Annotated in this window: 11 protein-coding genes; all 11 read right to left on the bottom strand. The window is 43.9% G+C overall.

The genetic code is table 11. The features are described 5' to 3' along the window. Nucleotides 1–1,074 (bottom strand): S8 family serine peptidase (locus tag VF500_RS15670; RefSeq protein WP_330860568.1); only part of this gene is annotated, 1,074 nt, incomplete at its 3' end. A gap of 44 nt (nucleotides 1,075–1,118) precedes the next feature. After that, nucleotides 1,119–2,240 carry a TlpA disulfide reductase family protein gene (locus VF500_RS15665; protein WP_330860567.1) on the bottom strand — a complete coding sequence of 374 codons (1,122 nt, stop codon included), beginning with the start codon at nucleotides 2,238–2,240 and terminating at the stop codon, nucleotides 1,119–1,121. Between the two features lie 74 nt (nucleotides 2,241–2,314). Then, on the bottom strand, nucleotides 2,315–3,421 hold the full coding sequence (locus VF500_RS15660) for a TlpA disulfide reductase family protein (protein ID WP_330860566.1): 1,107 nt from the start codon (nucleotides 3,419–3,421) through the stop codon (nucleotides 2,315–2,317). Nucleotides 3,422–3,433: 12 nt separating this feature from the next. After that, complete coding sequence (locus VF500_RS15655) at nucleotides 3,434–3,841, bottom strand: hypothetical protein (RefSeq protein WP_330860565.1); 408 nt, start codon at nucleotides 3,839–3,841, stop codon at nucleotides 3,434–3,436. Between the two features lie 58 nt (nucleotides 3,842–3,899). Next, a complete protein-coding gene (locus VF500_RS15650; RefSeq protein WP_330860564.1) occupies nucleotides 3,900–4,835 on the bottom strand; it encodes a serine protease in 936 nt (311 codons plus the stop codon). Beyond that, the gene (locus VF500_RS15645; RefSeq protein WP_330860563.1) at nucleotides 4,835–5,953 is read right to left on the bottom strand and encodes a TlpA disulfide reductase family protein; all 1,119 of its coding nucleotides are present in this window, start codon (nucleotides 5,951–5,953) and stop codon (nucleotides 4,835–4,837) included. The genes VF500_RS15650 and VF500_RS15645 overlap by 1 nt, the downstream gene beginning before the upstream one ends. Before the next feature lie 65 nt (nucleotides 5,954–6,018). Beyond that, on the bottom strand, nucleotides 6,019–7,137 hold the full coding sequence (locus VF500_RS15640; RefSeq protein WP_330860562.1) for a TlpA disulfide reductase family protein: 1,119 nt from the start codon (nucleotides 7,135–7,137) through the stop codon (nucleotides 6,019–6,021). 23 nt (nucleotides 7,138–7,160) lie between these two features. Then, nucleotides 7,161–7,739 (bottom strand): TlpA disulfide reductase family protein, encoded by a 579-nt coding sequence (locus tag VF500_RS15635; RefSeq protein ID WP_330860561.1) that lies wholly within the window; start codon nucleotides 7,737–7,739, stop codon nucleotides 7,161–7,163. A 21-nt stretch (nucleotides 7,740–7,760) separates the two neighbouring features. Continuing rightward, complete coding sequence (locus VF500_RS15630) at nucleotides 7,761–8,780, bottom strand: DUF1735 domain-containing protein (RefSeq protein ID WP_330860560.1); 1,020 nt, start codon at nucleotides 8,778–8,780, stop codon at nucleotides 7,761–7,763. Nucleotides 8,781–8,817: 37 nt separating this feature from the next. Next, nucleotides 8,818–10,221, bottom strand: coding sequence for a RagB/SusD family nutrient uptake outer membrane protein (locus VF500_RS15625; protein ID WP_330860559.1), 1,404 nt, complete (start codon nucleotides 10,219–10,221; stop codon nucleotides 8,818–8,820). Nucleotides 10,222–10,233: 12 nt separating this feature from the next. Then, nucleotides 10,234–11,833: hypothetical protein (locus VF500_RS15620; protein WP_330860558.1), on the bottom strand; the 1,600-nt coding region annotated here is incomplete at its 5' end.

Below are 11,833 nucleotides of genomic sequence, written 5' to 3'. Positions count from 1 at the left end.
TGCTGTATCTATATTCCTGTCGTCATTGCCGGCGGCTTGTATCAACAGCACATCTTTTTTCAAAGCGTATCGTACGGCTTCATCAACGACAGCTTTGTCCTGGCTATACGGCTTACCAAAGCTCATATTGATAATTTTGGCTCCATGATCCGCGGCATAACGGATCGCATTGGCAATATCCTTGTCTCGCTCGTCGCCGTCCGGCACAGCCCGTATAGCCATTATTTTTACATTGTCGGCAATACCTTCAATGCCGATGCCATTGTTTTGCTGTGCGGCTATGATGCCGGCCACATGAGTTCCATGAGTTGGATCGGGTCCGTTGTTGTCCGGTGAGCCATAGTTGTGCTCCTTACTTTCCAAATAATTATCCCCTACATATTGGGCACGCGGGTCGTAGGCAACGTTCAATTGGTAATCCAATGAGGATTTGTAATGTTCGATAGTAGGATCAATTTGGTCTTTTAAAAAAGCTGCAAAATTGTCCTCTTGTGAAAGCACAGCGATTAAAGTTTGTGTGATACGGATTTCAGCGGCCCCTTGCGGCTTATATGCCTTAAAGTCCGCCAGTTTAGGATCTGCTTTGCCGATCTTTCGGGTTATGCTGTCCAGGGTATTCTTAAAATTGTTGACGCCCTGCAGCTGACGTTTATCATGGGCCAGCTTTTTGTCAAGCTCAGCCTTTTGCTTATAGTAAACAGCCGTCGTCGTATCGCCCTTTTGCTGCTGTTGCCGTACCTGCCGGGTCAGCTCCAAATTGTCAAATTGCACGTTACCCTTCGAAGAGCCGATATAGCTCCATCCGTAAGTTCCGTTGTCGCCGGTTTTCTTCTTATGATTAATCCAAAGGACGCTTTTCAGGTCCTCATGACTGGTATCAACGCCGGCATCGATCACAGCAACGATAAGCGGATGGCTCTTTTTGCCTTTGAGCAATTGATCAAAAGCTTTGTGAGTGGAAATGCCGAACAGGTTGTCTGTCTTAAGGTCTTTATTTTGCCAATCGGGGATTTGTTGGGCGCTCACTGCGGCCGATAGACTGAGGCCTGCTATGAGTAAAAAGTATTTCTTCATTGATGATAATAATTGATTTTTAACGATAAGGTCTTTAGCGATCATTAATTAAACAAGCTCTCCAGTTTTTTATCCAGATCCTGGCCACGCAGGTCGCGGGCTATGATTTTGCCGGTGGGGTCTATCAGAAAGTTTGCCGGGATTGCTTTTACCTGGTAAATTTTCGCTATCTCGGTGTTCCAGCCTTGTAGTTCAGATACCTGCTCCCACGGTAGGTTATCATCTTTGATGGCTTTTTTCCAATCGGCATCGGCTGTTTTACCACCATCCAATGACACGCCTAACACGGTAAAGTTTTTGTCTTTAAACTTTTTAAATGATGCCAGCAGGTTAGGGTTTTCATTGCGGCAGGGTACGCACCAGCTTGCCCAAAAATCTACCAGAACATATTTGCCCCTGTACGATGCCAAAGAAATGCTTTCACCTTTGGGATTATTCAGTTTAAAATCGGGGGCTGTGGTGCCAACCTCAATAGGTTTAGTTTCGGCGATGAGATTTTTATAGGCGTTGCCTGCCCTTGAGTTTTGCAAGTCGGGCGATAAGGTGTGAAACAGCGTTTTGGCCCGAGCCATGTCCTGTGATGGATCAACGGTTGATCGGATCAGGTTGAGGCTTACCAACGATTTGGTGTGGGTTTTGATGAACTTTTCTTCCGCTTGTTTCTTTTGGTTATTCAATGCATCGTATTTGGCTTTTATCTTATCCTGTTCGGCGGCGTTTCTACTGGCCTTGCTGTAAGCCTTCATTAATGCCGAGGCACTTTTATCAAACGGCTGCTGCGTGTTCAGTAATTCCTGCTGATCATTATTCAACTTTGTGCCGCCTACGGTGGCATATTTTAATGAGTCGGTAGTGTTGATGAAAATAGTGCCATTTTCAAGGTATACACCTACCTGATCCGGACTGGGAATGTTTCTTATATTGAGGCCTTTAGGGCTAAGCATTACAAAAGCTTTAAGTGGCGTTTCCTGTACGCCCTTAAATATAAAAAGCTTTCCCTCCCTTTCGGCGGTATCCTGAACTAACGATTGGTTAGGCCGATAATAAAGTATATAAGCCTTAGCCTCTGGTGTAACGTTTTTAATATTTAAAATGATCTTAAAATCATTTTGGGCCATAGCAGCAAATGGTAGCGCTGCCAATAGCGTAACGAGCAATTTTTTCATTATATTTTATAAAATGATTAAAGCGAAGAGAAATAGGGGAGTGCTGTTTTAGGATTTAGGTACAACCGTAATGATTAATCGCGCTTCAGCTCTTCGGTTTTATAATCGTGACCAAATATCTTGTCCAGTTTTGCATTTAAGCGTTCGCCTCTTAGGTCTTTAGCTACAATTTTACCATCAGGGCCAATTAATAATGTGGTAGGTACACCCAGTATGCCATAATAAAGAACTAATTCATTCTTCCATCCTTTTAAATTACATACCTGTGTCCATGGCATCTTAAGCCATTCTAAAGCGTTTACCCACTCATTAGTGCGCTCATCAAGGGATATGCTTAACACAGCGAACTGATTGGTTTTGAAGGTTTGATAAGTTTTGATCAGATTAGGGATCTCCCTGCGGCAAGGCGCGCACCAGCTTGCCCAAAAATCAATGTAAACGTATTTGCCTTTGTTGTAGTTTGCGAAGTTTACCGGTTTACCTGTAGTGTCATTTTCGGTAAAATCCATCATTTTTTGTCCGATGGCGCTTCTTTTTAAAATAGCAAGGCGTTCGGTAAGGCGTTTACCTTCCCAGGTAAGCTTTACTTTTTTCCCAAGTTTATTATACACCCTCAATACCTCCTCATAAGTTTTCAATCGCGCAAAATCAGTTACAAGGTGCAGGCTGAAAGCACTTTCGGGGTGTGTGCCAATATATTTGTCGGCAAGCATCCTTTTTTCAAGCGATAGCGAGTCGAGCTTTCTTTCAAGCTTAGCCTCATTCTCGGCATCTAACTTACCATATTGCGGAAAAAGCGGTTCTTCCTGCTCCTCAATAGGTTTAATAGCGCGGGCGTATGCGATAGCTTCATCATTTGTTTTTGATCCGGTTATTTTAAGGTATTCTAACGAATCGCGGCTCCCGGTTATGGTCATGTTGCCAGGCTCTATAAACATATAGGTTGCACGGCCCGGAAATATCATGGTTATTTTTTGCGTTTCCGTAACTGGTGCCTGCCAAATAAATTTACCATCGGCAACGGGCAAGGTGATCATTTTTTTGTTTTTACCTTCATAATACTCGATCATCACTTGTGAGTTGCCAAGTTTACTGAGTTGCCCGGTTAAACGGATCTGCCCGAATAAACTTTGGGTAGAGCACAATAGTGCCGAGAATATGATTGTTGTATAAAATTTCATATCATTCAAGTGTTAATTGATCCGGTGTTTTGCCGTATCTGTATGTAACGATTGTCGGAACCTTCTGGATAATTCTGCGGGAGCGGGTTCAATCGCAATAATTTTATGATAGTTAGTAGGATCCATTTTAACTAATACCAATGAAAAGCTATCGTATGCCTCTTGGAGGATTTTTAAATTATTTTTGCCTTTTGGGGTCTTCAAATCCATATAAAATGGAACCTGTGTTTGCATAAACCCAACTGCTGCAACACTATCGCCACTTGCAAATACTTTGGAGGGTAAGAAATATGAGCCGTCACGATCACTGCCATTTCTCGTTGCAGTAAAGGGCTCATAAACACTTTTTTTGCTGCAAGCAACTGTAGCTATGCTAAAACAAATAGCCAGTATCCCAATGTTTAACTCTCTTTTTTTCATATTGATATTGTTTTATTGCATTTATACCCAATTAGTTTTACATCGATCTCCTTCATTTTTATTGCAACTGCATCAGGCTACGAATTGACCTCACCGGAATTGTTTTTTTTACTACCATTTGAAGGTTTACTTGCGGCCTATCCTGCGCGTAGATGGAAAATGTGGTTGATACCATTCCCTGCATATTCCCTTTATTATCCATAATAGGCCCCCCGCTTGACCCCTTTGCGTAATCGGCGGTGATCTCCATGCGGTCGCCCATAGGGCCAATTTTATGATCGGCAGTATTGCGTGATACTACTCCCTGGCTGTAGTAATAGCTGCTGCCCTCGGGGTTGGTAATGGCATGAACGGTTTCGCCAACGGCGAGGCCATTGCCTAAGGGAATAGTGCTAAGCTGCTGGCCACTGGCGTTTATTTTAAATATGGCGACATCGCACTTTTCGTTAAAAGCCATAATGCGCTCAATAGGGTAGATGTTGCCTTTTAGCGAAACAGCAAAGGTTAGGCTATCAGCAGCCGGGAGTTGCATTTCGGGTTGCTCCATAGCCATAAAAACGTGCCAGTTAGATACGCATATACCATCTGGCGTTAAAACGGTTGCTGTGGCGTGCATTTGTATTCTGTCCGGTTGTCCCTCCGAGGCCTTGTAATATTTGCAGATCATCAACACACCATCTTTACGGGAATTTACCAGTTCCGGGGCACTGAGATCTCGGGTTCCGGAACTGGCTAATGATGATGAAGCTACCACTGCTTTTGAACCGGTGGGCAGCTTAAGCGTTTGTTCCCTCAATATTGCCGAAGTTAAAAACGCTTTTTTCGCCTGCGCTATTTTAAGGTTGGCCTGTACATTGCTAAGCAGCTCGTTATAATCAACAAAAGGATCTTCCTGCGCGTTTTGGGCATAAGAAGTAGCCGAAGAGATCAGGATAAGGAGGGGGGCAATTAAACCCCTCCCGATCTTGTTTTTCAGAAAATAAAAAACTGTCATTAAAGTATGTTTGAGAGCTTGGTTTCCAATTCTTCACCTCTTAAATCCCTGCCAATGATCTTGCCGGTGGGGTCTAACAAAAAGTTTGCAGGTACCGAGTTAATATGGTAAAGTTTGACGGCTGTGCTTTCCCAGCCCTGCAGATCAGATACTTGCTCCCAGGTGAGGCCATCTTTAGCTATGGCAGCCAGCCATTTTTCTTTGGCATTTTCGCCTCCATCTAACGATACACCAAGTATGGTGAAGTTTTTGCCTTTATATTTTTCATAGGCTTTAACCACATTAGGGTTTTCCCTACGGCATGGGCCGCACCAGCTTGCCCAAAAGTCAACCAGTACATATTTACCCTTAAACGATGCCAGGCTTACATCTTCATCTTTAGTGTTTTTTAAAGTGAAATTGGGTGCTACGTGGCCAACAGTTAATGATTTAGCGTTTTCAATTAATCTTACATATGATTGCGCGGCCGCGGTTGCTTTAAGCTCCGGACTTAAAAGCTTGAATATCGATTCGGCTTTTTCCAAATTTTCATCTGGGCTAACGGCCTGGCGCAACAGGTTTAAGCTCACCAGCGATTTTGGATGATTGGTTATAAAACCCTCCTGTATCTGCAGTTTGGCTACACTCATTGATTGAAATACCTGTTCCAATTGTTGCTGTGCGTCCTGGTCGCCTTCGGCTTTTTTAAAGTCGGCGTTTAACTGTGCCTCTGTTTTTTTGAAGGGGGCTACCAGGTCAATCATTTCCTGCTGATCTTTATTTAAAGGCGTGCCTCCAATCTTTGCTTTGTACAACGAGTCGGGAGTTGTTACGCTGATGGTACCGGTTTCAAGATACAAGCCAACCTGATCTGGCGAAGGCCTTGAGTTTAACTTTTCGCCATTCTGTGCAAGCATCAAAAAGGCTTTCATTGGTATAGCAACGTTACCCTTTATGGTGAACTTACCATCGGGACTTACCGCAGCCGAATCGAACATCATTTTGGCCTGTTCCTGGTGCACGAGGTAGGCCATAGCCGGAAATTTTACTTTTTGGGCTGTGCCATTAATAGTGTACTGTTGTTGGGCAAATGCAGTAAATGGCAATGCCGATAACAGCGTGATCATTGTTTTTTTCATGTTATTTGTTTGAATGGGTATTTAATTTGGTTTGCCGATATAAAGGCACCGGCATATTTGTTTGGTTATAAAAGGCTTTGTAATTTCTGCTCCAGTTCGGCCCCGTGCAGGTTGCGGGCAATTATTTTACCGGTAGGGTCAATTAAAAAGTTGGCAGGTATTTCGGTTACTTTATACTGCAGAGCGGTAGGGCTTTGCCAGCCCTGTAAATCAGAAACCTGTTCCCATTGCAAGCCATCCTTAGCTATGGCTGCCATCCACTTTTCTTTACCGTTTGTACCTCCATCTAATGATACACCCAGTATGGTGAAGTTTTTTGCCTTGTACTTTTCGTAGGCTTTTACCACGTTGGGGTTTTCGTTACGGCAAGGCACACACCAGCTTGCCCAAAAATCTATCAGTACATATTTACCTTTTAAGGAAGATAGGGACACCACCTCATCTTTGGTATTTTTCAACTTAAAATCCGGCGCGGGGCTTCCTATTTCAACTGATTGCGGTTCGGTGGTAACTCCTTTATAAACAAGCCCGTTTTTTGAGTTTTGAACCTCGGGTGTAAGCAAAGCAAACAGGGCGCGGGCTTTAGCCATATCCTTTGCAGGATCGATGTTGGTTAACAACAGGTTTATGCTCACTAACGAGTTTGGGTGGGCTTTTATAAAGGCCTCTATAGCAGTAGCTTTTTGCTGTTCTAACCCGGCGTAGTCGGCTTTTATCTTTTCCTGCTCATCAGCATCGCCATCGGCTTTTTCATAGGCCGCTACCATGGTTTTGCGGCCGGTTTCAAACGGGGCCAGCATATCAACTACTTTTTGCTGATCATCATTAAGCCTGGTGCCGCTTACTTTGGCGTTTTTCAATGAATCGTTAGCATCAACAATCACGGTTCCGGTTTCGAGGTATACCGCTACTTTATCAGCATCCTGGTCGCCTTCTATGGATCGACCGTTGTGGCTCAGCACCACATAGGCCTTCATCTGACTGTTTTGCGAACCTTTAAAAACAAATTGATTATTAACCAATGTGGCCGAATCCTGGTATATCTTTTTATCTTTCATGTAGTTGAGGTAAGCTTTGGCTTCCGGTCCTACATATTTTAACTTAACCCTTATGGTATAATTTTGCTGTGCTAACGCGATAAACGGCAACACAGATAACAGGGCTGCTACTGAATATTTTTTCATGTCGTTGTGTTTTGATAGGTGTTTTAGATCTCCTTTAGCTTGTTCAACTTTTCCTCAAGCTCGGGGTGGGTAGGGGCAGGCAGGTTAAGATCGACTATAACACCTTTCTTATCCAGTAAAATGTATCTTGGGATGGTATTGACACCAAATGCTCTTTCGAACGTGGTATCCCTCACCATCCACTGTATGCCTTCTTTGTGCAGACCTTTCCAACGCCATTCGTGGGTATCTATCGATATTTTGACGAAGGTGATGTTCTTGCCTTTCATCTTCTCCTCTAATGCAAGCAGGTTAGGGTATTGCATACGGCATGGATAACACCAGGATGCCCATACATCAATCAGTACATATTTTCCTTTAAGGCTGCTAAGTTTCATATCGTTACCGGTATGCCCGGTAGTATCCCTGAATATAAAGTCGGGGCATTTATCGCCCACTTTCAATAAAGCAGTATCGGCATTTACTTTATTGCTATTATGAGCCGATAAATTGCCGATTACCGATACCTGCTTTGTTTTAGCAGTTGAAGGTTGCTGGATCGTATTCCTGCCAAAAAGCATGGAACAAGCCGATAGAAATGTTATAGTTGCTATTTTAAACATGGTGTTTTTTAATTATAGATGTTAATACAAGAAAAAACGGATATAAGCCCTGCACGAATCGTTAGCTACGGGCGGCACGCCATATTGCGATGCGGTATAGCTTTTTACTTTAAGCCCCATGACATACCACTGGAAGCTCGACATATTTTGCTTGTTTGGAAATTTGACCGTTATGCTGTCCATACTCAATAACCTGCCAGATGGCACTGTAGCCAGATCTTTAGTTATCAGCGCAGTACCGGCTGGTACGGGCAGTGGAGCGGGATATCCAGGGAAGTTTTCTTTGATAATGGCGGCGTTCACTTCATCGTCGGTAAGGAATGTTGCCTGCACAAGTGCATCGTGAGCCGGGAATAAGGTATTAAGGCTCACCCTGAATTTTAATGAATCAGGTACTGTTGCCGTATAAACTATTGACAACGCCCCGTAAGATGATCTGCCGGCAGTATTGCCGTTAAGTACAGTCATCCCATACATTTTTGCTTTCAGATCGATTTTGACAACAAACACTTTAAAAAAGAAAAGCGAGTATTTAAGTGCCGCGCCGCTTTTAGCTGATAGCGTTACTGGTACCAGGTATATGGTACTATCTTTTAACTGGCTGCCATCAGTTAATACAACCGATAGCGAGTCTTTGGCTTGTGTTGCCCCGGCTTCCACAGCAAATTTACCATTGTGGGCAACCTGGAAAGCCCCTTGCTGGAAGGATGGGTTTTTGTCCTGGTAAACCTGGTTGTATTGTGATACCAATGTCGGATCAACCACAGCGGTTACCGTATCTGTTGATTTTGCTTTTTCCGTTAAGTTAACCGGTACACCAACATAATAGGGGGTAAAGTTGTAGTTATTGCCGTTTAGTGCTACCACGTTACTACCCTGCACGTATGATACCGAGCCGGTAGCCAATCGGCCCTGTAACTTATCGGTATCGTTCAGGCTTTTCTTGCAGGATGCGATGCCAATGCAAAGTATCCCAAGCAATATCGCAGCCCTGATGTTTAAAAGCGATTTTGGAAGAAGATGATCTATTTTATAAAACATGCTTGTGTTCATTTAAATGAATAAAAAATGCCCTTCGTTACCTTGGGTTTTGAACTATGTTGGGGTTGGCTGCAATTACAGTGGGACTAAACGGCACCAGGTAACGTGGAGAGCCAGCTGGCAGGGTGGCAATAACATTCCCTGTTAATGAGCTAAGGCGTGTAATATCTTTTTGCAGAGCAGCCTCTTTATTCAGCCTTTTAAGATCGAACAGGCGTAAACCGCCGTGATAAAACAGTTCCCGTCTCCGTTCATCCAATACATAACCTAAAATATTTGCAGGGGTATAGGTGCGGTTCTCTATCGAAAATGCGTAATCGGATAAGCGGGCTTTTCTGAGCCTGGTGATCAATGTACCGGCATCCGCGACGTTGCCTGCACGCGCTAAACATTCAGCTTTGATCAGCATAACTTCCGGAACGCCAACACTATTATCAAACACCATTGAGTTACCGCTCGAAATATTATAAGTAGGGGGCGAAAACCTTGAGGCTGATGTGAATACCTTAGAAAACCGCAGATCGGAAGTAGTTAATGTTGATGTAAGCGTTGAACTTGGCATAACCGAGGTTGTATAGAAGGAATAAAAGGCCTGATCGGTTGTGATGCGGCCAAGCAATATCTCAGGATTTGATGCCAGATCGGGCAGTTGGGTTAGCTTTACGTACGCGGTTGAGCTATAGCTTAACAAGGTGCTTTGCGTGGCCAAAACCGAATCGGCATAGGCGGACGCGTTAGTGTAATCGCCCTGATAAAGGTAGGCCCTTGCAAGCAGCGCATAACCCGAAGCCTTGCCCGGGTGTATGATATCTACTCCTTTGCTGGTTAGATTGGGATTGTTAATTGCCGCTTTTAAATCGGTAACGATCTGGTTATAGACCTGTGCAACGGTTGCCCTTGACGGTAATGCCGAATTATTTGCTGTGATAACCAACGGAACAGCAAGGTCTGTTGTAGCTGTATTTCTATCATAAGCAGGGCCATAGGCATTTACTAATTGCAAGTAGTACCATGCCCTGTTAATAAGTGCCTGCGAAATAACAAGGCTTTTGTTTTGTGCCGTGTTATCAGCATTTATAGGAGCTGCGTTAACCCTATCCAATATGATATTCATTTGCAATATCCTGGTGTAGCTGGAATTGTAGGCCACATCAGCATCTGATGGATTCCAGATCTGGCTTTGCCACATGTAGCTGCGCTGATAATAATTGCTTACCGCCGCAAGCTGCGCGTCTGTCATGGTGAGGTCGTCGCTCACCACATCAAACAAAAAATAGTGGCAGCTGCTTAACGAATCGCTATTCAGCATCTCCTGAAAATCCTTAATAGCTACAGGGTTAACGTTGGTAGAAGCCGGCGCTACCGTCAAAAACTTTTTGCAAGCCGACAACGACCAGAAGCTGCAGATTACTAAAACAAAAAATATTGATCTTTTACACATGGTAATACTGTTTTAAAAATTCACACTAAGGTTACATGAGTATATTTTGGGCAAAGGGTTACCAATACGGCCGTCAAATGCTACAGTAGAAGGGTCGAGGTGGTATTTGTTCTTGGCCCAATAGGTAATATTTTGCACCTGGAAAGTCATGGTGAAAGTGCCCAAGCCGTATTTTTTAAGATATTGGTTGGCCAGGTTAAAACCCACCATTACTTCTGATAAACGAACGTTATCGGCAGACATAATGCTATTGCTGGAGTAGCGGGTAACAAACTCGCGGTAGGTATTTGCGCCGCCGGTAGTAATGCGTGGGATATCAGTAGTTAACTCGTCGCCTGGTTTACGCCACCTGTTGGCCACCAGGGAGCTGGTTTCGGTGTCGCTGCCGGGATAGGGTATGTAATCTCTCATAACTGCTCCAAAATTGAAAGTCATGGCTACGCGGGCAAAAAACTGGTGCAGCCTTACTTCCTGTATCAATCCGCCGGTCCATGGGGCTTTGGTTACGCCCTGCTTTTTCATGGCAGCAGCTATCGTTGCGCTATCAAGTACTGAGGTTATCTTGCCATCCTTATCATAAATTTGTGGGTCGCCTTCGGCGTTCAATCCAGCCCAACGCGGGCCCCAAACGTTGCTGATATCGTAACCATTGCGGTATGCAAAGGGGTAATCGCTGGTGGCGGTAAATGGAGTTACCGGTACATTGCGAGCTATATTTGAGTTGCGCGCGCCATTTATAGTTACACTATAACCAAAATCGGGGGTTTTAATTACTGCTACGTTAAAGAAAAACTCAACACCCTTGTTGGTAATGCTGCTGTAGGTGGTTTGGTTAGATAAACCTGTACTTGGGTCTGTTAATACCCTGATGTTATTGGTTAAACCGCTTGATGTTTGGTTGTAATAACGGAGATCAAGGTTGATCCTGTTATCGCCAAAGCCAATTTTGCCATGCGCTTCAAAAGTTTTGTTCTGTGCCGGCAGTAAGCCGAAGTTGGTATTGGTAGCCTGGCTAAACGAACCGTTTGAAACTATGTTTGTGCTCTGCATCAAACCTAATCCCTGGTAGGGACTTATCTCCTGCAAAATGGCATTAAACTCCAGCATAGTGATGGTGTTCGACCTGAAGTAGGTTTCGCGGGCTATATTGTAGTTAAAGCTGCCATTGTATTGGCTCTGCCCTTCGGGCGATTTGGAGTAAACCGCGTGCAGGTTCAATAATTTTTTTCTCAGAAAAAAATCTAATCCTGAACTCAGATACCTAACCGTATTGGTAGTATTAGTGGCCGCATTGTTTGAATTTAGGGTGATGAGATCGCCTTTAATAGTTTGTGTGTTATAAGCGCCATTCAATACTATGGTGCTATCTGCAAGTGCCAGCGTTAATCTCTGGTATAATAATTTTGAACTTTGTCCCTGTTGTTGGGTAGGGGTAGCTCCGTTAACCCAAATGGTGTAATTGTTCCAATACGTTTGCAGGTACCTGGTGTTTGAATATTGGGCAGGCAGATCGGGCATTTTAATACCCTGAAGACCTACCGATAAAAGCACATCTTTTACAAATTTGCCGCCGTTTTTAAGCACGCTGCCGGTAACGTCTCCGTTGTATGAC

This window comes from Mucilaginibacter sp., assembly GCF_036383575.1.
GTDB lineage: Bacteria > Bacteroidota > Bacteroidia > Sphingobacteriales > Sphingobacteriaceae > Mucilaginibacter.
The sequence above is the reverse complement of the archived record's forward strand: the minus strand, read 5'-3'. Positions and strand labels throughout refer to the sequence as shown.